The organism is Gammaproteobacteria bacterium, from assembly GCA_019911805.1.
Classification (GTDB): domain Bacteria; phylum Pseudomonadota; class Gammaproteobacteria; order Thiohalobacterales; family Thiohalobacteraceae; genus JAHJQQ01.
On record JAIOJV010000099.1, the window covers coordinates 1 to 24,920 of the forward strand.

A 24,920-nucleotide genomic window follows, 5' to 3' on the forward strand; every position below is an offset into this window, starting at 1 on the left:
ACCCCCAGCAGTCCCACCCAGCCGAGCAGGCCCCAGCTCAGATGCAGGTCGGTATACGTGCGCGTCGCCGGCAGCGCCGTCCAACCGTGGGAGGCACCCACGTACAACCCCAGTAACAGCGTCATGCCCAACCCCGTCACGGCATAGCCCATGGCCTTCACCGAGGCGTGCTGCGACGGGCTGCCGCGCAGCGCGGCGAGTGCCAGACCGATAAAGAGGGTGAGGCCGGTAGCGAGCAGCGGCAGCGCCATCTGCGTGCAATACGTGCAGCCCGCACTGAATCCAGCGGCGAGCAGCAGCGTGCCCGCCGTCAGCAGCAGGTGTACTGCGACACTGAACGGGTACGGCCGGCGCCAGCGCGCACCGCCGAGCACCGGCAGCAGCTGGAACAGCGCACCCACCATGACCATGGCGACGAAGCCGAGGGTGAGCAGATGGGTAGCGCCGAGCAGTGCCGGTGTCCAGCGCGAGGCCAGCAGCGCAGGCCCGGACCACAACGCCAGCACGGCGGCCGCGACACCGAACAGCGGCGCGGTCAGGAAGAAGCGCGCCGGCACCGCCAACGGCGGCGCCTGCTCCAGCGACAGTGCGGCCCGGTCCATGCCGGTCAGTGGGTAGCCGGTCCGGCTGATCCGGGTACCGACGCGTGTGCCGCACGCGCGGCCTCGGTATCACCCTGCAGCCAGGCACGCACCTCCCAGCGCATGTCGGGCGTCGGATCGGAAAGGAATTCGACGCCGTACTGCTCCAGCAGCGTGAACAGCGGGTGCGGCTCGCGCGGAAAGATCATGCGCAGATACTCGCCCGCGCGCAGTGTCTCTACCGCATCCAGGGCGCGCTCCAGTGGCTCCGGCGGTTCGAGCATGCTCACGTCCAACACGCGTTCCTGTGCCATGGCGCCGTCTCCCGGATGTTTTTGGATCGCAGCGTTCAGGCACGCCGCAGCTGCCGCATGCGCTCCAGCACCTGTTCGGTGCGCGCACCCAGCATGCGGTCACACATGTGGTAGAGGATCTGCTCCTCCTTCATATTGTGCTGCTGCATGAGCACCAGCAGCGTCTCCGACAGACCGAGATACTGTGCCGCATCCTGCCCGGCGACGGCCTCGGCCATCTGCTCGAACAGTTCGCGCATCTGCTCGTGCTCCAGGCGCATGACCTGGGTCGGCCCCGCGGCGCTGCCGGCTGCCTCTTCGAAGCTGGGGAACAGCACCTCTTCCTCCATCGACAGATGCTGTTCCATGGCCTGTCGGAAATCCGCGAACGCCTGGCTGCAACGCGGCCAGTCCTGCTGGCCGCACGCCGCTTCCGCCGCCGCGAACAAGTCGTCACAGTGGCGGTGATCGGTGCTGAGAAAATCGCTGATGGTGTGCATCGTCATCCTCGCCGTTGTATCGGTGCCCGCCCGCGCGGGCCACAATCAATACCCGCTACCAGCTTACCAACAGAGGGCGGCGCCAAGACTTGATATTGGTCATTTCGGGGGGCGCGGCAGCGATTAAACGGCGCACATAACGCAGGACGCATGTACCCCATGCGCCTGGTATGGTTTTAATGCCTGTCCTCGGGGCCTGCCGCAGTGCCTCAGAAGAACTCCGGCTCCAGCTCGCGGTAGATGAAACTGGCATTGGCCCGGTGGTTTTCCTCGTACAGCGGCACCTGCGCCCAGTCCGGCATGGCCGCCGCAGCGACCGCGTCCTGCAGCGACCGGTCGGCCTCGAGCTGCTGCCGCATCCGCGCGCGCAACCCTTCGACGTAGGCGCGCGTCGCCGCCAGCATCGGAAACGGCGGGCGCTGGGCGCTGCCGTGGCCGGGCACCATCAGGCGGATATCGCCGAAGGTCTTCTGCAGCCAGTCGTGGGCGGCGAGCAGCGCGGCGCTGTGGCCGTCACCGATGTAGGTGACGCGTTGATTGAAGGCCAGATCCGAGACCCACAGGATACCGTCCTCCACCTGATGCACCACCAGATCACCGTGCGAGTGGTGGCGGCCACTGTTGTAGACATCGAAGGTCCGGCCACCGAGTTCGAGCCGCAGCCGGCCGAAGGTCTCGGCCGGTACCAGCAGATCAGGCGCGACCGCGGTGAAGCCGACCATGTCCTGCGGCAGCAGACCACGCCGGTACTCCACGGATTGCTCGAACGTCGGCGAACCGAGGTACTCGGCCATGCCGGGGTGACCCACCACCTGCACACCGTCCAGTGCGCGCAGCGCGGTCGCGCCATAGGCGTGATCGGGATGGTTGTGCGTCAGGATGAGATAGCGGATCGGCTGATCGGTGACCGAGCGCACCGTGGCAATCAGACGCTGGCCGAGGCGCGGCGTACCGAGTGCATCGATCACGACCACGCCGGCATCCGTCACCACGAAGCCCGCATTACCGTTGAAGCCGCGGTTGTCGGCGTCGATGGTGGCGATGTTGCCGTAGAAAAAGTACGTATCCGGGGCGAGCCGGTAGAACGGCAGGGTATCATCGGGGCTATCGTCCGCACCCAGCCGCGTATGCGGCAGTACCGGCGTGTCGATGGCATGCGCCGGCAGTGTATGCCGCGCAGCGCCCGCGCCACCACCACGGTCGACCAGCCCGCCATACCCGGCCGCCGCCAGCGCCGTTGCGGCAGTCAGCAGCGCGGCCGTGAGAACCCATGACCTGCGCGCTGTGTACAGAGGCGTGTCCATCGCTCCCTCCGGAAGTCCCTGGGCCCTCGGCCATTGCACTGCACCGGGTCTCCGGCACGAAGGCCGGAAGAGCCACGCAACCGAACGCTATCCGTACCTTCTGTGGATATGGCTCAGGTCATGGCCAACCGGAGACCCTGCCGGACCAGCGTACACAAAATCCGTCCGAACATCCCGCCATGACCCCACCAGCACCCGGGGATCTCTGCCCTGTCCGTCAACCGGTCAGCGCCATACCCCGTCCGGTGAGCGGTGGCGGTCCATCACCTTGACGTAGTTGGCGCGGTCGTAGGCGGTCGGGTCGATCGCGTGCTGGCGGCTGACGCAGCCCTTGAGTTGCTGCACCGAGGCATATTCGTGTTCCTCCAGCCAGCGCAGCATGTCCGTGCGGATGCGACCGAGCGTCTCGGGACCCTTCTTGAGCAGCACGCTGCACAGGTGGGTGACGTCGGCACCGGCCATCAGCGCCTTCAGGGCATCCTCCGCAGTGTGGATACCGCCGGTCACCGCCAGCGACAGATCGACCTTGCCATACAAGGCCGCCACCCAGTGGACGCGCAGCAACGCCTCGTAGGGCGATGACAAGGTCAGCGTCGGCGTCACCTCCCGCGTCTCCAGATCGATGTCGGGCTGATAGAAGCGGTTGAACAGTGACACACCCTGTGCGCCGGCGGCCTCCAGTGAGCGCACGAAGTGGCCGACGGAGCTGAACTGCGACGACAGCTTCATGGTGATGGGGATGGCGACGGCCGCCTTCAGCTGATACAGCAGCTCGACGTAGCGGCTCTCGACCTCGGCGCCGGACTCGAACGGATCGGCGGCGACATAATAGACGTTCAGCTCCAGGGCGTCGGCACCCGCCTCCTGCAGTTGCCGGCCATAGTGCACCCAGCCGTCGGCGGAGATGCCGTTGAGACTGGCGATCACGGGGATGGACAGGCTGCGTTTGAGCGTGGCCACCTGCTCCAGATAGTCGTCGAGCTCGCTCAGATACTCATCGGCCACCGGCACGGGCCGGAAGGAGTCCGCCTCGCCGAAGCCGATGGCCTGCTCGTGAAAGAAGCGCGCCGCCGCCTCCTCCGAGGCGGCGATGGTCTCCTCGAACAGCGAATACATGACCAGCGCCGCGGCGCCGGCGTCCTCCAGCCGTCGTGCCGTGTCCAGATCGCGCGACAGCGGCGAGGCCGAGGGTACCAGCGGATTGGCGAGCCTGAGGCCGAGATAGTCGGTGCTGAGATCGATCATGATCCATCCTCCTCGGCCGTCGGCGGTATGGGCGGTTCCACGGGTCGAGCTGCCGGGTCCACCGGCGGCTCGGGGGGCAGGTCGGCCAGCTGCCGGTAGCGATGATAGCGCTCCCGCACCTCCTGCTGGGACTCTGTCAGGAAGGTCTCGGCCGCATCCGGGTGGCTGCGCCACAACATGTTGAAGCGTGTCTCGGTCTCGACGAATTCCCGGTAGCGGATCGACGGCTCGGCGGAATCCAGCCGCAGCGGATTCTTGCCGGCCGCGGCGCGCGCCGGCTCGTAGCGCAGCAGCGGCCAGTGACCGCTCGCGACCGCGAGGTCCTGCTGGCGATGGTTGAACGACAGGTCCACGCCGTGGGCGATGCAGGGCGAATAGGCGATGATCAGCGACGGTCCGTCGTGCGCCTCGGCATCGAGGAAGGCGCGCAGTGTCTGCGTATCCCTGGCACCGTAAGCGACTTGTGCGACATAGACGTTGTCGTAACCCATCGCCAGCAGGGCCAGATCCTTTTTGCTGGTCGGCTTGCCGCCGGCGGCGAACTTGGCCACCGCGCCGCGCGGCGTCGCCTTGGACATCTGGCCGCCGGTGTTGGAATACACCTCGGTATCCAGCACCAGGATGTTCACGTTGCGGCCGGAGGCGAGCACGTGGTCCAGACCGCCGTAGCCGATGTCGTAGGCCCAGCCGTCACCGCCGATGATCCACACGCTGCGCCGCACCAGGGCATCGGCAACGGTCTCCAGTGCGCGGGCACGCGGGTCGTCGATATCCTGCAGTACCTGGCGCAACAGCGCCACGCCCGCGCGCTGCTCGGCGATCGCCTGCTCGTCGCCCTGCTGGTCCGGCCGGGCCGCGGCGCGCAATTCGGCGACCAGGTCCTCGCCGAGGCGCTCGCGCAGGTCGCACAGCAACTCGCGCGCGTATTCGGTCTGCTTGTCGACGGCGATGCGCAGCCCCAGGCCGAACTCGGCATTGTCCTCGAACAGCGAATTGTTCCAGGCCGGGCCGCGGCCGGCGGCGTTCACCGTCCAGGGCGTGGTCGGCAGATTGCCGCCATAGATGGACGAACAACCGGTGGCATTGGCAACCAGCATGCGGTCGCCGAACAGCTGGCTGGCGAGCTTGATGTAGGGCGTCTCGCCGCAACCGACACAGGCACTGGAGAACTCGAACAAGGGTTCCAGCAGCATCGAGCCCTTCAGGGTGGTGCGCTTCACCGCGCTGCGGTCGTATTCCGGCAGCGTCAGGAAGAATGCCCAGTTGGCCTGCTCCTGCGCGCGCAGGGGCTCGATGGGTGCCATGTTGAGCGCCTTGCGTGAGGCGTTGGATTTGTCGCGGATCGGGCAGATGTCCACGCACAGCCCGCAGCCGGTGCAGTCCTCGGGCGCGACCTGATACATCATCACGTGGTCCTGCGGGTAGTCCCGGCCGAGTGCCTGACGGTACTTGAAACCTTCCGGCGCGTTCTCCATCAGGCTCGCGGGCACCAGCTTGCTGCGGATCGCGCTGTGCGGACAGACCAGCGGACACTTGCCGCACTGGGTGCAGAGCTCCGGCTCCCATACCGGGATCTCCAGCGCGAGGTTGCGCTTCTCATAGGCCGCGGTGCCCAGCGGGAAGGTGCCGTCGACCGGCATCAGACTCACCGGCACCCGGTCGCCCTCGCCGGCGAGGAGCGCGGCGGTGAACCGAGTCACGAAATCCGGGGCATCGGGGGCGACCACCGGCGGTCGCTCGAAGCCGCTGGTCGCCGTCTCGGGCAACGGCACCGCGTGCAGGCTGGCAAGCGTCGCGTCGATGGCGCGGAAATTGAACTCGAGGATGCGTCCGCCCTTGCGGCCATAGGTCTTCTCCACGGCCGCCTTGATCGCGGCGATGGCCTGCGCGCGCGGCAGCACGTCGGAGATGGCGAAGAAACAGGTCTGCATGATGGTATTGATGCGCTTGCCCATCTGCGCATCCTGGGCGACCTGGTAGGCGTCAATGGTGTAGAAGCGGATGCGCTTGTCGATCATCTGCTGCTGCATACGCCGCGGCAGGCTGTCCCAGACGCGCTCCGGCGGCTCGGGCGAGTTCAGCAGGAACACCGCGCCCGTGGCGGCCTTGTCGAGCATATCGTAGCGCTGCAGGAACACCGGCTGGTGGCAGGCGACGAACTGCGCCTCGTCGTCGCCGATCAGATAGGTCGAGCGGATCGGCCGCGGGCCGAAGCGCAGATGCGATACCGTCACCGCGCCGGCTTTCTTGGAGTCGTAGACGAAGTAGCCCTGCGCGTACAACTCGGTGGCCTCGCCGATGATCTTGATCGAGTTCTTGTTGGCACTCACGGTGCCGTCGGAACCGAGGCCGTAGAACAGCGCCTGCACGGCACCCGTGTGCGCATCCGTGCGCCAGCCGGTGTCCCATTCCAGACTGGTATGGGTGACATCGTCGTGGATACCGATGGTGAAACCGTTCTTCGGCTGTTCACGCCCGAGTTCGTCGAATACCGCCTTGATCATGCCCGGCGTGAATTCCTTGGACGACAGGCCGTAGCGGCCGCCGATGATGCGCGGCAGCCGGCCGAATTTCGGGTCGCCGCCCATGTGCGACTGCGCCAGCGCGGTCACGACGTCCTTGTACAGCGGCTCGCCGTCCGCACCCGGCTCCTTGGTACGGTCGAGCACGGCGAGGGCGCGCACCGTCTCCGGCAGTGCGGCCAGCAACGCCGTGGCGTCGAACGGCCGGTACAGACGCACCCGCAGCAACCCGACCCGCGCGCCCTGCGCGTTCAGGAAATCGACCGTCTCGTGCACCGCCTCCGCGCCCGAGCCCATGATGACCATGACACGTTCGGCATCCACCGCACCGTGGTACTCGAACAATCGGTAGGCACGCCCGGTGAGTGCGGCGAAGCGGTCCATGGTCGCCTGCACGATGCCGGGAAACGCTATGTAGTAGGGATTCACGGCCTCGCGGCCCTGAAAATACACGTCCGGGTTCTGCGAACTGCCACGCAGCACCGGATGCTCCGGCGACAGCGCACGGGCGCGGTGCGCGTGCACCTGCTCGTCGGACACCAGCGCACGCAGTACGCTGTCCTCCACCGCACGGATCTTGGCGACCTCGTGCGAGGTACGGAAGCCGTCAAAGAAATGCACCATGGGCACGCGGCCCGCCAGCGTCGCGGTATGCGCGATGGCGGCGAAATCCATCGCCTCCTGCACCGAACCGGCGCACAACATGGCGAAACCTGTCTGACGCACCGCCATCACGTCGCTGTGGTCGCCGAAGATCGACAGCGCCTGGCAGGCGAGTGAGCGCGCCGCGACGTGCAACACCATGGGGGAGAGCTCGCCGGCGACCTTGTACATGCTGGGGATCATCAGCAACAGACCCTGCGAGGCCGTGAAGCTGGTCGCCAGGCTGCCCGCCTGCAGGGCGCCGTGCACCGCGGCGGCGGCGCCGCCCTCACTCTGCATCGCGACGATGTGCGGCACCGTGCCCCAGAGGTTCTTGCGACCTTCCGCCGACCAGGCGTCGGCGAACTCACCCATGGCCGAGGCCGGCGTGATGGGATAGATGGCGCACACCTCACTCACGCGGTGCGCGACGGTCGCGGTGGCCTCGTTGCCGTCGATGGTCAGCCAGGATCCAGCATTCATACGCTCACTCCCGGGCGGAACTCCGCCCACAGTCCGGGACAGCATAGCCGTGCCGCCGGTTCCGCAACCAGCCCGGAACCATATTCAGTTGATAGAGATCAACCGGTCACGCGCATCCGGCCGTGTAAATACGAAACTCCAGTCTGTGCCGCGACTGCGCTACACTCGGTGTCCGGCATAAACACCCCATCCGCTGACGGAACCGGTCATGCAGACACTGCTCGTTTCACTCGGCCTCGCCCTGCTGCTCGCCGCCGCCCCTGCCCGGTCCGAGGAGGGGCCGGACATCCTGCAGACCTTCGACGCGTTCGTGCTGTCCAGCGCGGCCGCCAACAAGTGCGGGCGCCCCGACGAGGCCACGCTGAAAAAGTTCCTGGCGAATTTCGAGCGGGTGTGGATGCGCACTGCGGAGGCGCTGGAGGAACACTATCCCGACCGGACGAAGGACCAGATCGGCCAAGCCATGAAGGCCAAGGCGGACCATCTCTCGAACAAGGTGTTCGCGGTCGTCGCGGCCGACGGCTGCGAGGACACGAAGATCCGGGACCTGCTGGAGCGCTTCAAGATGTACGTACTGTGGGAGCCCGGCAAGGATTTCTGAGCCGATCTGGGCCCGCGATTCGAGGGCTGCCGGGATGTGTCGGACGGGCCGGACGGGATGGCTAGCGGGCGTCCGACTGCGCGGCGAGGTCAGTCGCCAGCATGGCGATGTCGTGCAGCAGCTGTTCGATCTCACCCTGCGCCTGCATCCGACCGAGCTGCTGGAACAACTTCTCCTTACGCTTGGCGACGAGGCGCGCCACCAGCAGCACGCCGGTGACCATATCCTGCTTGCGCTCGCGGGCCAGCGCCCGTGCGTCCGGTGCCGTATTGAGCATGAGCTCCAGCCAGCGCTCAGCCTGTCCGGTGGAGGCCTTGCGGATGCGCCGGCGCAGCACATCGCCGAACACCTGCGCGTCGTGATATTCACCGAGCAGATTCTGCAGCCGCTGCAGGCGCCGCACAACGGACTCACAGCCCTTGCTCTCGGCGCGCAGCGGTGCGAGCAGATAGCGGATGCGCTTGCCGTAGATGCGCGCCGCGTGCACCTGGTCCTCGTCCTCGCGCGTCTCGATGTGGTGCAGATGGAAGGCCAGCTCGTCGACCAGCTCCGTGAGATGATCGGCGCACAGATGTCCCAGCGATGCACCAGGTGACGCGCCAGCGACGGCCGTATCCAAGGCCTCGTTGTGGGCCAGCACCTCGCACAGCCGTTGATCGATGTAGCCGAAATCCTCCAGTACGTCGTTGCGCAGCTCGCGATAGGCCTCGGCGGTACGCAACTCGATCTGCCGCAGCAGCCAGCGGAAACCCAGCGCCCCCTCACCACGCACCTGCCGTTCCTGACGGCGCAACCAGTCGAGCTGCACCTCGCTGTCGCGCGCCTCACTGGTGTCGCGCGCCAGCCGGCGCATGCGCTTGCGCAGTTTTTTGGGCAGCGAGGGGAAGGCCTCTGGATAGGCATCGAGGGTACTGCGCAGCTGACGCAGGCCGACGCGGAAGTCGTGCAGCGCCTCTCCGTCGGGGTGCTTGGTCAGGCGCAGGTGTCCTTCACGTACCTTGTCGAGCTGCACCGAGGCGATGATGGCTGCGGCCCGCGTCGCGGGCATGGCCAGCAGTGGCGCCATCGGGTTGGGCGTCTCACTCGTGGGCAGGGTGAGCCTGGTGTCGTCCATCGACTGCTCCGCGGTCCGGGTCATGGTCGAATCCCCATCAAGATTGGTCGAGGGACCGGGCCTGTCAAGGCGCGGACGGTGAAAGGCGCGGATTCTACCCTCTGGGAGAGCTGGCTGGCCAGGGCGCAAAATGCACGGCACGGTGGGTCGAATGTCCTCGACAGACTGCGGCTGCGTCGGGGCGCAGCCTGCATGCCGCGCCCCGCAAAGCATATGGCCACGGAAACACACGGAAGTACACGGAATGCAAAACCCGCCACATCCCCGCCTTTCGCGTGTTTCCGTGTGTTTCCGTGGCCATATGCTTTGCGCGCGGTAGCCATCGTGCGGCCGCGCTGCTCAGTCCCCCGTGTCCAGCAGCGGCTCGAGTTCCGGCCAGACGATATCAAGCATGTGAGCCTGGGCCTCGGCGCGCGGATGGATACGGTCGGGCTGCATGAGACCTGGCCGGGTGGCGATACCGTCGAGCAGAAAGGGCACCAGCGCCACCCGCTCCTGGGCGGCGAGTTGCGGAAACATCGCGGCGAAGGCCTCGGTGTAGGTGCGGCCGTAGTTGGGCGGCAGACGCATGCCGACCAGCAGCACCCGGGTACCAGCGGCGTGCGCGGTGCGGATGATCGTGCGCAGATTATCGCGGGTCTGGTCGATACCGAGCCCGCGCAGGCCGTCGTTGCCACCGAGCTCCACGATCACCACGGCATAGGCCTCCCGTGCCAGCAGATCCGGCAGGCGCGCCCGGCCGCCGGCGCTGGTCTCGCCACTGACGCTGGCGTTGACGACCTGCTGCGGCAGGCCGTGCTCACGCAGCCGCCGCTGCAGCAGCGCCACCCAGCCCTCCTCGATTCGGATACCATAGGCGGCGCTCAAGCTGTCGCCGAGAACCAGGATGCGCGGCGCACGGTCAGACTGGGCATCCACCGCACCGTCGGCCTGCGCCACCCAGGCCAGGCTCCAAAGGACCCACATGGAAAAGACTGCTCTCATTACGGTGCATCAGCTCAGCAAAGTCGTACCGATCGGCGGTGGTACCCTGACGATCCTGGACAAAGTCGACCTGGAGATCAATCGCGGCGACAGCGTCGCCATCCTCGGTGCATCCGGCTCGGGCAAGTCCACCCTGCTGGGACTGCTGGCCGGTCTGGATGTTCCCAGCGACGGCGAAGTGTGGGTCGGCGAGGTCTGCATCAGCCGTCTGGACGAGGACGGCCGCGCGCGCGCGCGCGCCGGACAGATCGGTTTCGTGTTCCAGACGTTCCAGCTGCTGCCCAGCCTCACGGCCGTCGAGAACGTCATGCTGCCGTTGGAGCTCGCCGGGCGACGCGATGCCGGCGAATATGCCCGCGACTGGCTGGGGCGCGTCGGCCTCGCCGACCGCCTCGACCACTATCCGCGCCAGCTCTCGGGCGGCGAACAGCAACGCGTCGCCATCGCCCGCGCCTTCGTCGCGCGGCCCGCATTGCTGTTCGCCGACGAACCCACCGGCAACCTCGACAGCGTCACCGGAGCACGCATCATCGAGCTGCTGTTCGAGCTCAACCGCGACCAGCAGACCACACTGGTGCTGGTCACCCACGACCCCTCACTGGCGGAGCGCTGCCGGCGCCACGTGCAGCTCGATGCCGGCCGCGCGACGGAGCGGCCACGATGACCGGCAGCGGCCGGCTACGGCTCGCCTGGCGGCTGCTGCGCCGCGATGGGCGTGCCGGCGAGTTGCACGCGCTGCTGTTCGCGCTCGCCGTCGCCGCCGCCACGACCACCGCCGTCACCGCCTTCTCCGAGCGGCTGACGCGCGCGCTGGGCCAGCAGACCACGGAACTGCTCGGTGCCGACCTGGTGCTCGAGGGCTCGACGCCGGCACGTGCCGAACTGCTGGACGAGGCCCGGCGGCGCGGCCTGCGTCACACGCAGTCGGTGGAATTCGCCAGCATGGCGGTGGCCGACCACGGCCTGCAGCTGGTCAGCGTCAAAGCGGTCGCCGCCGACTATCCGCTGCGCGGCGCGGTGCGCATCGCGGACGCGCCCTTCGGCACCGAACGGCCCGCCGAGACGATGCCCGCGCCGGGCACGCTGTGGGCGGAATCACGGCTGTTCGGCGCGCTGCAACTCGCCCTGGATGACCGGCTGCGCATCGGCGACGCCGAGTTCCGCATCGCCGGCGTACTCGGTTTCGAACCCAGCCGCGGCGGCGATTTCCTCAATCTCTCGCCGCGCGTCCTGATGCGCGTCGACGACCTGCCGCGCACCGGTGTGATCCAGCCTGGCAGTCGCGTCACCTATCGCACGCTGTTCGCCGGTGACGAACTGGCCGTGGCGCGCTACCGTGACTGGTTGCAGCCGCGACTCGGCGAGCAGGAACATCTGCAGGAGGCACGCACCGGCCGGCCGGCGATCGGCAACGCACTGGACAAGGCCGAGCAATACCTCGGCCTGGCGAGTCTCGTCGCCATCGGGCTGGCCGGCGTGGCAGTGGCGATGGCGGTACGGCGCTACAGCGCACGCCATTACGATGTCAGTGCCATGCTGCGCTGCCTGGGCGCGGTGCAGGCCGACATCCTCGCACTGTATCTGTGGCAGATGCTGCTGCTGGGGCTGGCGGGCAGTCTGACGGGCGCCGCACTCGGCTGGATCGCACAGTACGGGCTGGTGGCGCTGCTCGCCGAATTGTTCCCGCTGACGCCACCGGCCGCCGGGCCGCTGCCACTGCTGGTCGGCACCGCCACCGGTCTGATCACCCTGGTCGGCTTCGCACTGCCGCCCGTGCTGCGGCTGCAGCGGGTGCCGCCGCTGCGCGTGTTGCGCCGCGACCTGGCACCCAGCCCGCCGCGCGCCTGGCTGGTCTACGGGCTGGCGATCGCGACGCTGCTCGGCCTGATGGGGTATTACACCGGCGATGCGCGTCTGACGCTCAGTCTCGCTGCCGGCACGGCCGGGATCGCCCTGCTGATGCTGGGCGCGGCCGCCGCCCTGCTCGCCGCGAGCCATCGGCTGCGACACCGCGTCGGCACGGCCTGGCGCTTCGGCATCAACAGCCTGTGGCGCCGCAGCGCCGCCAGCGCCGGGCAGATCTTCGCCTTCGGTCTGGTGCTGATGGCGATGAGCGTGACTCTGCTGCTGCGCACCGATCTGCTGGAGAGCTGGCAGGCACAGTTGCCGGCGGACACGCCCAACTACTTCGCCATCAACATCCTGCCCGCAGACCAGGCCGCCTGGATGGCGTTCATGCAGGCCGCGGGTATCGACGGCGCACCGGTGTACCCCGTGGTGCGCGGCCGCCTCACCGCGATCAACGGCGAACCGATGCGGGCGGCGGTGACCAAGGAGGCGCAGGACAGCAATGCCCTGCACCGCGACCTGAACCTGACCTGGAGTACCGACCTGCCGGCGGACAACCGCATCCTCGCCGGCCGCTGGTTCGCGGCTACCGAACAGGGTACGGCGGACGCCGCCGCGGTGTCGGTGGAACAGCAGCTGGCCGAACGCCTCGGTATCCGGCTGGGCGACACCCTGGAGTTCCTGATCGCGGGGCAGACGCTGACAGCGACGGTCACCAGCCTGCGCAGCGTCGAGTGGGATTCCTTCCGGCCGAACTTCTACATGATCTTTCCGCCCGGTGCGCTGGACGCCTTTCCGATGACGGCCATGACCAGTTTCCATCTGGCTGCAGCGCAGCGCGGCCTGCTGCCGCGCCTGGTGGAGCGCTTCCCGGCCGTGACCGTGCTGGACGTGGAGGTGCTGCTCAACGAGGTGCGACGCATCCTCGAACAGGTGACGCTGGCGATCGAGTACATCCTTGGCTTCGTGCTGCTGGCCAGCCTCGCCGTGCTGCTCGCCGTGCTGGCCGCGAGTCACGACGAGCGCCTGCACGAGGGCGCGCTGCTGCGCGCCCTGGGCGCCAGCCGCCGCCAGGTGCGCGCCGGACATGTTGCCGAGTTCGCACTGATCGGCCTGCTCGCCGGACTGCTCGCCGCCGCCGGCTGCGAGTTGGTGATCTGGCTGCTCTACACCCAGGTCTTCCATCTCGACTACGCCTGGAAGTGGCCGGTGTGGATCGCGGCACCACTGACCGGCGCACTCGCGATCGCCGCCGCCGGCTACCTCACGACGCGGCAGGTGCTGTCGACGAGTCCGTTGCTGCTGCTGCGGGATTGAACAGGTGTCGAACCCCCGCGCGCCGAACGGGGTGCGGGGTTCTGTGACGGGTGGGTGCTACGACGGCGCGAAGTACGCCGCAACCGCCCTGGAATCGTGACGTACGATTATTTTCCGGCCAACTGGCGTGTCGCCTCGGGCGGCTGCAGCTGCTGATTGAGGGTGAACCCGGAATCGAAGGCCAGCGCCTGCCAGGACGGCGGGGCACTGCCGCGCTGCACCAGGACCCAGGTGCGACCGGTCTGTTGCTCGAGCAGTACGCTGCCCGCCTCGTCGGTGCCACCCCCGGTAAGGCGCACGGCGACGATCTGGTAGGTCAGCGGCGGCGGTTCGTACTTCGGCGGCCCCGCCAGCACCGCAACACTCAGGGCCGCCAGGGCGGTGCCAGCCAGAAATTTCCATGTCATGCCGGGAAGCCTCCCGCAGTGCTGCATTTCACCCCGCTCGAGCACTCGCGCGCAACGCGCATGCACGCGCCGGGTCTTGAGGGTGTTTGAATGCCTTGAACTCCAAACCATGTCCGACCACCTTCCGTATGAACGGTGTCACCTGCACGCCGCCCTGCGTCCAGATGGATACACAGCGGCTGAATCCAGGAAGCCGATGCCCGACTCGCGCAGACAATCCACCGGCTACTGCCGGACCTGCCATTCAAGTAACGGGCCAACGTGATGGAGCACAAATATCCTTGTCGTCGACCGGGTTGCCGGGCCCGGGCTCGGATCCAGACATGGCGGCCGGCAGGCAGTGGGTATCGACGGGACGGGCAGGGCAACGTACACTCCACCGTGTTGTAGACGGAGACATGTGTCATAAACCCGTCACAGCCGCCGTACCCTTGCCGTCGATCATTTGACAGACGGCGTATGTCTCCTATGCTGTGTCTTATGGAGGTCGCAGGGACTGCGCCATTGTTTGAAGTACTGCCCATTCCCTGTCGTACACGCACCCCTACCGAGTTACCGGCCCGATCGCGGACCACCGGCACATCGTCCGGGATCCGATTTTCAGCTAAGGAGAAGCAACCATGAAGACCACCAACAACAATCGAACCCTGTACACAACCCTGCTGACCACCCTGTTCACGGCGGGGCTGGCGCTCGCCACACCGGCAGCCGCGGATTCCCACCAGGGTTACGCCGCCAATTCTGGCAACACCATCTGGCGCAGCGCTTTCGGGGAATGCTGGCACACCTCCTCCTGGACCAAGGACAAGGCCATCGCCGAATGCGAGCCGCACCTGATCGCCAAGGTCGAGGAACCGGCACCGGTCGCAGTCGCACCCGAGCCCCGGCGGACCGTGGTGCGCATCAGTCTCGAGTCCGACACCTACTTTGGCTTCGACAAGGCCGAACTGACCGACTCCGGCAAGGCCAAGCTCGACGAGATGGCCGCCGAACTGGCCGGCAAGAAGGATCCACGCATCCAGATCACCGGCTACACCGACCGCATCGGCAGCGAGGCCTACAATATGGGCCTGTCGCAGCGCCGCGCCGACGCCGTGAAGACCTATCTCGCGGGCAAGGGTATCCAGACCGATATCATGGAGACTGCCGCCATGGGTCCGAAAAACCCGGTAGTGAACTGTGAGGGCATGACCGGGCGGGCGCTGATCGAATGCCTGGGGCCGAACCGTCGTACCGAGGTGGAATTCTCGGCATTCGAGGTGGTGGAAGAGACACAGTAACCTGGTGGCGGGTGAGGCGTGAGGCGTGAGGAGAAAAATAAAACCCATCTCTGGCCACGGAACCACACGGAAAAACACAGAAAAATTCACTGAGCAAAAGCCCAGTTTGTGAGCATGAGGGTTACCGGGTCCGATGGTGAGTTCGCACTTCCATCAGAACCGGTAACCCTCACTTTTTTAAGTCAGGTGTCAGATCAAGTCGAAACTACTTCATGTAAAAGCCCTGGTGGTAACCGGGCAGCTTGCTTGCTGGGATTTTGCAAAAGCCCTTTTCCGTGTTGTTCCGTGTGCTTCCGTGGCTAAAAAAGGTTTGTCTTTTACGCCTCACTCCTCACTCCTCACGCCTCACGCCTAACACCTAGCACCCTTGCTTCAGCCCTTCTTCTTGATATGGCGCACCATGCGCTTGCGCTTCGCCTGCTGTCGCGGTGTGAGTTTGTTGCGCCGGTCCTTGAAGGGGTTCTCGCCGGTGCGGAATTCGATGCGTACCGGGGTACCGACGATGTCGAGCGCCTTGCGGAAGACATTCACCAGATAGCGCTGGTAGGCCTCGGGGACGTGCTCGGTCTGGTTGCCGTGGATAATGATCAGTGGCGGATTCTGCCCGCCCTGGTGGGCGTAGCGCAGCTTGATGCGACGGCCCTGCACCAGGGGCGGCTGATGCGCGAACACCGCCTGTTCGAGGATACGCGTGAGCTGCGGCGTGGAAAACTTCGTCGTGGCCGAGCGGTAGCAGCGCCGTACTGCACTGAACAGGTCGCCGACACCCGAACCGTGTAGCGCGGAGACGAAGTGGAACTCGGCGAAACCGATGAACGGCAGGCGCCGGTCGAGTTCCTGGCGAATCCAGTTGCGCGCGTCCGGGTCGAGGCCGTCCCACTTGTTGATCGCCACCACCAGCGCACGCCCGGAATCGGCGGCGTAGCCGGCCAGCGTCGCATCCTGCTCGCTCAAGCCCGCGTGCGCATCCAGCACCAGGATCACCACGTGCGCCGCCTCCATGGCCTGGAGCGCCTTGATGACACTGAACTTCTCGATGGCCTCACTGACGCGGGCGCGGCGTCGCACGCCGGCGGTGTCGATCAGGGTATAGCGCTGCCCGTCACGCTCGAAGGGTACGTAGATGCTGTCGCGGGTGGTACCGGGCTGGTCGAAAGTGACCACGCGTTCCTCGCCGAGGATGCGGTTGAGCAAGGTGGACTTGCCGACGTTGGGGCGGCCGACCAGGGCGATGCGGATACTGTCATCGTGCTCCGGCGCGGCCGCCTCGCCAACCTCCGGCTCCGGCAGGCCGGTCAGTACACGATCCATCAGCTGCGGCACGCCCTGGCCGTGGGCGGCGGCAATGGGCAACGGCTCGCCCAGCCCCAGGCGATGAAACTCCGCGGTGACCACCGCACTGTTGCAGCCATCGACCTTATTGACCACCAGGGTGACGGACTTGCCGGCGCGGCGCAGGCGTGTGGCGATGGCCTCATCGGTGACGGTCAGACCAGCGTGCGCATCCACCATGAACAACACGACATCGGCCTCCTCCACCGCCAGCCAGGACTGCTTGGCCATGAGTGCGTCGATGCCGGTCTCGTCGCCGGACAGACCGCCGGTATCGACCACCAGATAGGGCCGCCCGCCGAGTTTGCCCTCGCCGTACTTACGGTCGCGCGTCAGTCCAGGGGTACCCGCGACCAGCGCGTCACGGCTGCGCGTGAGCACATTGAACAGTGTCGATTTGCCGACGTTGGGACGACCGACCAGGGCGATGACGGGAAGCATAGGAATCTTAGGGGCCAGGGGGCTGGGGGCTGACGACCGGAGAATGGACTTTGGACAGCATGGCGCTTACGTACGCTGATGTCCCGGAAAATGGCCACGGAAGCACACGGAATGACACGGAAAAAGACTCACTGTACAAAGCCCGGAAACCAAACCGTGGGTGATGATCCTGAGTTTACATCGTAACTTCTTTCCGTGTTGTTCCGTGAATTCCGTGGCCTAGAAGGAAGGGTTTGAGTACGTGCCATCAGACCTTGGATATGGAACACCCGCTCCACACGGCGTATCACTCGCGCATTGCGCCTGCTGGCGGGTAGTTTTCCATCCTCGTCCCTGGTCCCTAGTCCCCAGCCCCTCTGATTTTATACGCTGCCAGCTTGCCGCCGTTGCCGTAGACGAACAGGGTGTCGTCATCGACCACGGGCGTGGCCAGCACGCCCTTGCGATCGACGCGCGTGCGGCCGACGATGGCGCCGTCGGAACGCGCGAGCAGATGCACATAGCCTTCGAAATCGGCCACGACGACATATTCACCGAAAGGTACGGGCGCGGTCAGTGCACGCCGCTGGAACTTATCCTGTTTCCAGACGGAGGCACCGTTGCCGCGCTCCAGCGCCCACACATCGCTGCTGTCATCGGTGACGTACACCTGGCTGAAATCGACCCCCACGCCGGCTGCAGACGACATGTCGCGCGACCACAACACGCGTCCACTGTTGCCTTCGACGGCGGCCACGCGGCCCTGGTAGGCGGCGACATAGATGGTTCCTCCCCAGACCTGCGGCGGCGCGTCGATGTCGACCATGCGCTCCAGTTCCGAACGGCCGCGGGCAATGGCGATACCGGTCTCCCAGACCGGCAGGCCACGCTCCAGGTCCAGCACGGCGAGCTTGCCGTCGTCGAACGCGGCGACCACGGCCCCCTGGACCAGCACGGGTGAACTGGTACCCCGCAGCGACAGCACCGGCACGCTGCGGTCGAGCACCCAGACACGTTTGCCGTCGGCGGCATTCAGCCCGGCCAGCTTGCCGTCGACGGTCTGCACCACCACCTTGCCGTTGCCGGCGGCCGGTACGGACAGGATCTCGCTGGTGAGCGTCGTGCGCCACACCTCGTGACCGTCATTCCAGTCCAGGGCGACCAGATCGGCCTCGCTGCTGCCGACCAGCACCAGACCGTCGCCGACACCCACGCCGCTGGACACGGCGATGCCGGTCCTGGTCTCCCAGATGCCTTTACCGCTGGCCGCATCGACGGCACTGACCTTACCCTTGCGGTCGGCGGCGAACACCCGTCCACCATCCACGGCCGGGCGCAATCGCAGGAACTGTGCGTCGATGCCGGCGCCCATATCGCGCTCCCACAGCGACTGCAACTGCACACGGGGCTCGAATTCGGGTAGTTCGGCAGGTGGCTCGACATTGTCCTTGCCGCGCAGCCAGGCGCAGCCATTCAACCCGCCAACGGCCAGCGCCAACAGTACAACGGGCAGCAGGCGTCTCATGACTGGGGGCCGGCGTCAGGCACGCGCACCGTGTCGTCGCGCTTGGCCTCGATGAGGGCGCGCCCCGACAACTGTTCCGGCGCCGCCGCCAGGGCACGCTCGTAGGCCGCGTGAGCCGCCTCCAGGTCGCCGCGTGCGCGCGCGATGTCGCCACGCAGATCCTCATACAGCACCGTGTAGCTCGGCGCATCGACCCCCGCAATCAGCTGCTCCGCGGCATCGGCATCGCCACTGCCGAGCAGCACCCTCGCCAGGCGCAGGCGCGCGCTGTGTTTGATCCCCTCATCCTTGGCATGCTCGTAGGCCCACTGCAGCTGACCACGGGCACCGGCGAGGTCGTCCTGCTCGATCTGTACCCTGGCCATCTGCAGGGCGGCGAGCACCGCATATTCCGAACCCGGGAATTCCTTGATCATTTCGTCGTAGGCGCGGGCAGCGTCTTCCGGCTGGCCGGCACCGATGGCGGCAACCAACTGGGTATACAGGTTCGACGCCCCCTCCGCATAGCGGTCGCCATACTCGGTCCAGGCCCTGATACCGAACAGTGCGGCCAGACCGAGCAGCACGCCGGTGATGAGCGGCAGACCGTTCTCGCGCAGCCAGCCCTTGAGGGCCTCGCCTTGTTCTTCGTCGGTTCTATAGATCTCCACTGGACGGACTCCGTATTGCAGATTGTTTCGGGTGGTGGGGAGTGAGGCGTTAGGCGTTAGGCGTTAGGCAAAAAACACAAACACTTTTTTGGCCACGGAATCCACGGAACAACACGGAAAAATGCTTGGGTAAAAGCCCAGTAATCAACCCACTTGCTCACAACCTGGGCTTTTGCTCATTGAGTTTTCCGTGTCATTCCGTGTGCTTCCGTGGCCATAAAGAAGTTTCACTCCTCACTCCTCACTCCTCACTCCTCACTCCTCACTCCTCACTCCTCACGCCCCACCCACTCCCCCAGCCGCGCGATCGCGTCGGCCTCGCTCAGGGTCTCCTGCCCGGCCGTGCCGCGCAGGGGTTTGATGCCGATGCGGCCGGACCGCGCCTCGTCCTCGCCGACGATCAGGGCCCAGGCCGCACCGCTGCGGTCGGCACGCTTGAACTGACCCTTGAAACTGCCACCGCCACAGTTTACCTGCAGGCGCAGGCCGGGCACAGCATCGCGCAGGCGTTCGGCCAGCACCGGCCCCTGGCATTGGGCGGTCTCGCCTACCAGCACCAGATAGGCATGCACCGCCGGGGCGTCCGGCCGCACGTCGAGATCGGCGAGCAACGCAACCAGACGCTCCATGCCGAGCGCGAAGCCGACCGCCGGCGTGGGCCGGCCACCCAGGTATTCGACCAGGCCATCGTAGCGACCGCCGGCACAGACCGTGCCCTGCGCACCGAGGCGATCGGTGACCCACTCGAATACCGTGCGGCTGTAGTAATCCAGGCCGCGCACCAGGCGTGGGTTGACACGGTAGGCGACACCAGCGGCATCGAGCAGGGCACGCAACGCGGCGAAATGCGCCTGCGATTCCAGGTCCAGGTGGTCGGCCAACCGGGGGGCGGCCTCGATCAGGCCCTGCATGACGGGGTTCTTGCTATCGAGGATGCGCAGCGGATTGGTGTGCAGGCGCCGCTGGCTGTCCTCATCGAGCTGTGCGCGGTGCGCGCTCAGGTACGCGACCAGGACGTCGCGATAGGCCGCGCGCGCCGCCGCGGTGCCCAGCGAATTGATCTCCAGCGCGACGTCGGTGAGTCCGAGCACGCGCCACAGGCGCGCCGTCATGAGGATCAGCTCCGCATCGATATCCGGGCCATCCATGCCGAAGGCCTCGACACCAAGCTGATGGAACTGACGGTAGCGGCCCTTCTGCGGGCGCTCGTGCCGGAACATCGGCCCCATGTACCACAGCCGCTGCACCTGGTTGTGCAGCAGGCCGTGCTCGATGCAGGCGCGTACGCAGCTGGCGGTACCCTCGGGACGCAGCGTCAGGCTGTCGCCGTTGCGGTCCTCGAAGGTGTACATCTCCTTCTCGACGATGTCGGTGACCTCGCCGATGGAGCGCTTGAACAGCTCGGTCTTCTCGACCACCGGCATGCGGATCTCACGGTAGCCGTAGGCGCCGAGCAATGCACGGAAGCGGGCCTCGAGCTGCTGCCAGGCACCGGTCTCGCCGGGCAGGATGTCGTTCATCCCGCGGATGGCCTGCAGTGTCTTGGGTGATTGTGACATGGGCTGTATGCGTGTCGAGCGTGGATCGGAAACCGGGGGGAACCCCGCTAAAACCGGCGCCGCCGGCATCAACGATCGGCGTCCAGACGGAAGCGGGCAACCGCCTCGCGTGTGTGGGGCGCCAGATCGAAGGGTACACCGTCGACCTGCAGCTCGACGGCCTGGGCATTGCCCAGCAGCACCCGCAGCGGCGCCTGCCCCGCCACGCTGCGCCGTTGGTCCTTGCGCATCAGACCGTACAGCAGGCGCGTGCCGTCGGCGGCGTTGATCTCCACCCAGCTGTCATCGGTGAAGTGCAGTTCCAACTGCACCTCCTCCGGCGCGGCCGGCACGCTGGCAGGCGCTGCGGTGACCGGCGGTTCTGCAAGCGCCGCAACCGCGGCATCGGGTAGCGTATCGGCTTCGGTCACGGGCGGTGCGTCGGGCTCCATCCCGGCCTCCGGCGGCAGCACCGGCTCGAATTCATCGAGAGGGGTGACCGCCCCGCCATCTTCTTCTATGGATGTGGTGGGTGTCTGGAGGGGTGTCGGGGGAGGCACCAGATCCAGCGGGTCCGTCGCCACCGACGGTGCCTGGTCACCGCTGTCCGCCGCGTCGCCATCGGGCAGCGGCAGGGTCAATGCCGCCGGCGCCTCGGCCGATGGCGCCTGGTCGCTGAAACGCGCCACCAGGGTCGGCCCGAATTCCCAGGCCAGCAGGCCCAGCGCGCCCAGCAGCAACAGCGTGAACAGCCCCGTCCAGGGGATGCGCGGCGCACGGAGGCTCAGGCGCCGCCGGCGCGGCAGGCCGATACTGCGCGGCGCCGGCTCGGTCGGTGCCTGAGCCTGATAGGCCTCCAGCACCCGATCTTCAGCCACTCCGACCAGGCGTGCATAGTTACGCAGGTAACCACGCACGAAGATGGGCGCGGGCAACCGCCGGTGGTCGTCCTGCTCCAGTGCCTCGACGGTGCGTACGTTCAGATTCAGCTGGACCGCGATCGCACCGGTGGAGAGACCTTGCGCCTCGCGGGCCGCGCGCAACAGCGGCCCTACACCTGCAGGGTCAACCGTCACGGTGCCAGCGGTTTCGGTGCCAGGCGTGTCGGTTACAGGTGCCTTGGTTACGGGCGTATCACTCATCGGCCGCCTTGCCCTGGAGCTGCCTGGCCTGAGGGGACTGCGGGAAGTGATTCTTCAGCAGCAGGCTGTAGCTGGCCTCGGCGTTGCGGTCGCCAAGGGCGCGCTCGGTCTGAATGCCCAGCCACAGGCTCTCGGCGCTCGGCCGCACCACCTCGTGCAGCCGCTGCAGATAGGCGCGCGCGCTCATGTACTGCTTCTGTTCGACCCCCAGGCGCGCCATCTGCAGCAACGCGGCCGGATAGCGCGGATTCAGTTCCAGCGCCCGCCGCCAGTACTGTTCGGCCTTGGCGACATCCTTGGCGCCGTAGGCGCAGATGCCGGCGTTGGTGAGCGCCATGTACGGGGCGTCGTACAGCGGCTCGTTGGCCGCTGCGAGGAAATGCCTTTCGGCCTCCGGCCAGCGGTCATCCCGGCACAGGAAGGCACCGTAGTTGTTCTGTGCACGCGCATCCTTCGGGTTGAGACTGACGGCGCGCCGGAAGTGCTGATCCGCCTTGGCGGTCTCACCCAGACTCTCGTAGAGCACGGCGATGCCGCTGTGCGCCGCCGCCAGGTTCGGCTCCTGTTCGAGCGCCTTCTGGAACTTCTCCATGGCGGCGTTCTTCTCGCCCTCGCGCATGTAGTGCAGGCCCAGTTCGACGTTGATCTCGGCCGGGCTCTGGCCGGGCGGATAATCCTTCGTGTTCTGCGTGCAGGCGGTAGCCATCAATGCCGCCGCCAGGACGGCTGCCATTCCGAGCTGTCTCATGAAACCACATCCTGTTGCAGGTGTTGTGCGGCCACCCCGATGGCACGCAGGCGCCGTCGCGTGCGGTCCTGGAACTGTCCGGCCAGCTGGCCGCAGGCGGCGTCGATGTCGTCGCCGCGGGTCCTGCGGGTGATGGTCACCAGACCGGCGTCGACGATGATCTGCTGGAAGCGCGCGATGCGCTCCGCCGGGCTGCGGCGGTAGCGTGTGTTCGGGAACGGGTTGAAGGGAATCAGATTGACCTTGGCCGGCACGTCGCGCAGCAGCCTGGCCAGTGCACGCGCCTGTTCGTCGCTGTCGTTGATGCCATCGAGCATGACATATTCGAAGGTCACACGGCGGCGCGAGCCGTCCCCGACATAGCGCCGGCAGGCAGCCAGCAGCTCCCGGATCGGATACTTGCGATTGATCGGCACCAGTTCGTCACGCAGTTCGTCCGTGGGCGCGTGCAGCGACACCGCCAGCGCCACATCGCAGGCCTCGCGCAGCCGGTCGAGCTCGGGAACGACGCCGGAGGTGCTGAGCGTCACCCGGCGCTTGGACAAGCCGAAGGCCAGATCGTCGAGCATCAGCCGCATGGCCGGCACGACGTTGTCGAAATTCAACAGCGGCTCGCCCATGCCCATCATCACGACGTTGCTGATGGCGCGGCCGTTCTCGTTGCAGCTGATCCCGTCGGCGGTGAGCAGCCGGCTGGCAACCAGCACCTGGCCGATGATCTCGGCGGTGGTCAGATCCCGGTTGAAGCCCTGCTGCGCCGTCGAGCAGAAGCTGCAGTTCAGCCCGCAACCGACCTGCGAGGACACGCACAGCGTGGCGCGGTCGCGTTCGGGGATGTAGACGGCCTCGATGCAGTTGCCGTCGGCCAGCCGCAGCAGCCATTTCCGCGAACCGTCATCGGATTTCTGGTCCAGCGCGACGTCCGGCAGGCGTACCTCGGCGAGATCCACCAGACGCGCGCGCAGGGCCTTACTGAGGTCACTCATGGCAGCGAAGTCGTCGACGCCACGCTGATAGACCCACTGCAGGATCTGCCGCGCACGGAACGGCTTCTCGCCGAGACCGGAAAAGACGTTTTCCAGCCCCTGGCGATCGAAATTCAGCAGATTGATCTTGGTGGTGTCGGTCATTTCAGCCGTATGCGTCATGCAGCCTTACAATCAATTCACTTTAACCACAAAGGACACGAAGTACACGAAGGAGATCGGATTGAAAATAAAGGTATCTCTGATCAACTCATTGAAGCCATCATCGCGAGCGAAGTGAAGCACTCTCCCAGCTGATGCATCAAGGGCTTGGCGATTGCTTTGTCGCTACGCTCGCAATGACGGATAAATCAGAGATTCCGGAAACCTTTGTGCCCTTGGTACCCTTTGTGGTTACTACACGATCACCGCGTACGCGGGCAGAGTTCGTTACTGACGTCCCTGGCCACCGCATCGGGCTTGATGATGGACGGGGTGCGCTCGACGGCCATGGCACGGGGCTCCGCGAGCTGCCGGGGAAGATAACATAAACCCGCGGCTAAACGCGGGTTTAGTGAATAGAACTCCAGCACCCTAGTGTACCGCTGCCGGCAATCACGGGCAATTGCAGCGGCAGCGGCATCCGGCTAGTCGCGTTCCTCGATCCAGGCCATCTGGATGGCTTCCAGGATCTTCTCGCCACTCCGGTCGGGATTGTCGTCGAAACCCTCCAGGGCCAGGACCCAGTTGCGCAGATTCACGAAATTGACCCGCAGCGGATCCACGTCCGGGTAGGCCTCATCCAGGGCGATGGCGATGTCGAGGGTGTCGGTCCATTGCATACATTCAAGTCCCAGGTTCTAGGTTCTAGGTTCTAGGGGCGGGGTCGGGAACATGGGGGGGTTCCCTTCGGCCCTAGGACCTCGGCGCTGCTTCACTGACCATATTGATGGTGTATTTGGGGATTTCCACGACCAGGTCGGTGTCGCCGACCACGGTCTGGCAGCTCAGCCGCGAGTCCGGGTCCAGGCCCCAGGCCTTGTCGAGCAGATCCTCCTCGGTCTCCTCCGCAACGTTCAGGGACTCGGCACCCTCGCGGATGTGGACGTGGCAGGTGGTGCAGGCGCAGGACTTCTCGCAGGCGTGCTCGATCTCGATGCCGTTCGCGAGCGCGGCGTCGCACACAGTGACGCCAGGCTCGACCTGGATGACCGCCCCGTCCGGGCAGATTTGTTTGTGGGGCAGGAAAATGATCTGGGGCATTGCTCTTACTCAGATTCGTATTGTGAAAATCATTGCTGGCCACGGAACCACACGGAAAGACACGGAATAGTGCGTAATGCAAAAGTCCGGCGATCATCTCAAATGCCATGGTCTGGAATTTTATCTAATGAGTTTTTCTGTGTTTTCCGTGTGGTTCCGTGGCCAACAATGATTTTGTATGATCGCCCATCCACGCGACGCCTGTGGTCATACTCA

At 66.1% G+C, this 24,920-nt stretch carries 22 protein-coding genes; 4 read left to right on the plus strand and 18 right to left on the minus strand.

Annotation, left to right across the window (positions count from 1 at the left end; all coding sequences use genetic code 11):
- The 6 genes from K8I04_12625 to nifJ form a co-directional block, all read right to left on the minus strand.
- A partial coding sequence (locus tag K8I04_12625) for a hypothetical protein (protein MBZ0072553.1) occupies positions 1-602 on the minus strand: 602 nt, incomplete at its 3' end.
- A 5-nt stretch (positions 603-607) separates the two neighbouring features.
- Positions 608-895 carry a DUF2249 domain-containing protein gene (locus K8I04_12630; GenBank protein ID MBZ0072554.1) on the minus strand — a complete coding sequence of 96 codons (288 nt, stop codon included), beginning with the start codon at positions 893-895 and terminating at the stop codon, positions 608-610.
- A gap of 35 nt (positions 896-930) precedes the next feature.
- Entirely contained in the window at positions 931-1,374 is a 444-nt protein-coding gene (locus tag K8I04_12635) for a hemerythrin domain-containing protein (protein MBZ0072555.1), read from the minus strand.
- Positions 1,375-1,583: 209 nt separating this feature from the next.
- Positions 1,584-2,678: an MBL fold metallo-hydrolase gene (locus tag K8I04_12640; GenBank protein MBZ0072556.1), complete on the minus strand. Its 1,095-nt coding sequence runs from the start codon at positions 2,676-2,678 to the stop codon at positions 1,584-1,586.
- Positions 2,679-2,903: 225 nt separating this feature from the next.
- Entirely contained in the window at positions 2,904-3,923 is a 1,020-nt protein-coding gene (locus K8I04_12645; protein MBZ0072557.1) for a dihydroorotate dehydrogenase-like protein, read from the minus strand.
- Positions 3,920-7,570, minus strand: coding sequence for a pyruvate:ferredoxin (flavodoxin) oxidoreductase (gene nifJ / locus K8I04_12650; GenBank protein ID MBZ0072558.1), 3,651 nt, complete (start codon positions 7,568-7,570; stop codon positions 3,920-3,922). The genes K8I04_12645 and nifJ overlap by 4 nt, the downstream gene beginning before the upstream one ends.
- Positions 7,571-7,778: 208 nt before the next feature.
- On the opposite strand from nifJ, the gene K8I04_12655 reads away from it, so the two are divergent.
- The gene (locus K8I04_12655; GenBank protein ID MBZ0072559.1) at positions 7,779-8,171 is read left to right on the plus strand and encodes a hypothetical protein; all 393 of its coding nucleotides are present in this window, start codon (positions 7,779-7,781) and stop codon (positions 8,169-8,171) included.
- Between the two features lie 61 nt (positions 8,172-8,232).
- Here K8I04_12655 and K8I04_12660 read toward each other — a convergent pair whose 3' ends face one another.
- Both K8I04_12660 and K8I04_12665 read right to left on the minus strand, forming a co-directional pair.
- On the minus strand, positions 8,233-9,309 hold the full coding sequence (locus K8I04_12660; protein MBZ0072560.1) for a CHAD domain-containing protein: 1,077 nt from the start codon (positions 9,307-9,309) through the stop codon (positions 8,233-8,235).
- 315 nt (positions 9,310-9,624) lie between these two features.
- Positions 9,625-10,251, minus strand: a complete 627-nt coding sequence (locus K8I04_12665) for an arylesterase (GenBank protein MBZ0072561.1) — start codon at positions 10,249-10,251, stop codon at positions 9,625-9,627.
- Between K8I04_12665 and K8I04_12670 the strand changes: the two genes are divergently transcribed.
- Positions 10,250-10,933 (plus strand): ABC transporter ATP-binding protein, encoded by a 684-nt coding sequence (locus K8I04_12670; protein MBZ0072562.1) that lies wholly within the window; start codon positions 10,250-10,252, stop codon positions 10,931-10,933. The two genes, K8I04_12665 and K8I04_12670, sit on opposite strands and share 2 nt — an antisense overlap.
- Positions 10,930-13,434 carry an FtsX-like permease family protein gene (locus K8I04_12675; protein ID MBZ0072563.1) on the plus strand — a complete coding sequence of 835 codons (2,505 nt, stop codon included), beginning with the start codon at positions 10,930-10,932 and terminating at the stop codon, positions 13,432-13,434. The genes K8I04_12670 and K8I04_12675 overlap by 4 nt, the downstream gene beginning before the upstream one ends.
- 107 nt (positions 13,435-13,541) lie before the next feature.
- On the opposite strand, the gene K8I04_12680 is transcribed toward K8I04_12675, so the two are convergent.
- On the minus strand, positions 13,542-13,841 hold the full coding sequence (locus K8I04_12680) for a hypothetical protein (GenBank protein ID MBZ0072564.1): 300 nt from the start codon (positions 13,839-13,841) through the stop codon (positions 13,542-13,544).
- A 620-nt stretch (positions 13,842-14,461) separates the two neighbouring features.
- On the opposite strand from K8I04_12680, the gene K8I04_12685 reads away from it, so the two are divergent.
- Positions 14,462-15,121 (plus strand): OmpA family protein, encoded by a 660-nt coding sequence (locus tag K8I04_12685; protein MBZ0072565.1) that lies wholly within the window; start codon positions 14,462-14,464, stop codon positions 15,119-15,121.
- A gap of 372 nt (positions 15,122-15,493) precedes the next feature.
- Here K8I04_12685 and der read toward each other — a convergent pair whose 3' ends face one another.
- From der to fdx, 9 genes are all read right to left on the minus strand, one after another.
- Positions 15,494-16,894 carry a ribosome biogenesis GTPase Der gene (gene der, locus K8I04_12690; protein MBZ0072566.1) on the minus strand — a complete coding sequence of 467 codons (1,401 nt, stop codon included), beginning with the start codon at positions 16,892-16,894 and terminating at the stop codon, positions 15,494-15,496.
- Positions 16,895-17,234: 340 nt separating this feature from the next.
- A complete protein-coding gene (bamB, locus tag K8I04_12695; GenBank protein MBZ0072567.1) occupies positions 17,235-18,398 on the minus strand; it encodes an outer membrane protein assembly factor BamB in 1,164 nt (387 codons plus the stop codon).
- Positions 18,395-19,048 (minus strand): tetratricopeptide repeat protein, encoded by a 654-nt coding sequence (locus K8I04_12700; protein MBZ0072568.1) that lies wholly within the window; start codon positions 19,046-19,048, stop codon positions 18,395-18,397. The genes bamB and K8I04_12700 overlap by 4 nt, the downstream gene beginning before the upstream one ends.
- Positions 19,049-19,317: 269 nt before the next feature.
- Positions 19,318-20,607: a histidine--tRNA ligase gene (gene hisS, locus K8I04_12705; GenBank protein ID MBZ0072569.1), complete on the minus strand. Its 1,290-nt coding sequence runs from the start codon at positions 20,605-20,607 to the stop codon at positions 19,318-19,320.
- 68 nt (positions 20,608-20,675) lie between these two features.
- Positions 20,676-21,728 (minus strand): helix-turn-helix domain-containing protein, encoded by a 1,053-nt coding sequence (locus K8I04_12710; protein ID MBZ0072570.1) that lies wholly within the window; start codon positions 21,726-21,728, stop codon positions 20,676-20,678.
- On the minus strand, positions 21,721-22,476 hold the full coding sequence (gene pilW / locus K8I04_12715) for a type IV pilus biogenesis/stability protein PilW (GenBank protein MBZ0072571.1): 756 nt from the start codon (positions 22,474-22,476) through the stop codon (positions 21,721-21,723). The genes K8I04_12710 and pilW overlap by 8 nt, the downstream gene beginning before the upstream one ends.
- On the minus strand, positions 22,473-23,606 hold the full coding sequence (gene rlmN / locus K8I04_12720; GenBank protein MBZ0072572.1) for a 23S rRNA (adenine(2503)-C(2))-methyltransferase RlmN: 1,134 nt from the start codon (positions 23,604-23,606) through the stop codon (positions 22,473-22,475). Before rlmN ends, pilW begins: the two co-directional genes overlap by 4 nt.
- Positions 23,607-24,088: 482 nt before the next feature.
- Positions 24,089-24,283 (minus strand): Fe-S cluster assembly protein IscX, encoded by a 195-nt coding sequence (iscX, locus tag K8I04_12725; GenBank protein ID MBZ0072573.1) that lies wholly within the window; start codon positions 24,281-24,283, stop codon positions 24,089-24,091.
- Positions 24,284-24,356: 73 nt separating this feature from the next.
- Positions 24,357-24,704 (minus strand): ISC system 2Fe-2S type ferredoxin, encoded by a 348-nt coding sequence (gene fdx / locus K8I04_12730; protein MBZ0072574.1) that lies wholly within the window; start codon positions 24,702-24,704, stop codon positions 24,357-24,359.
- Positions 24,705-24,920 lie beyond the last annotated feature (216 nt).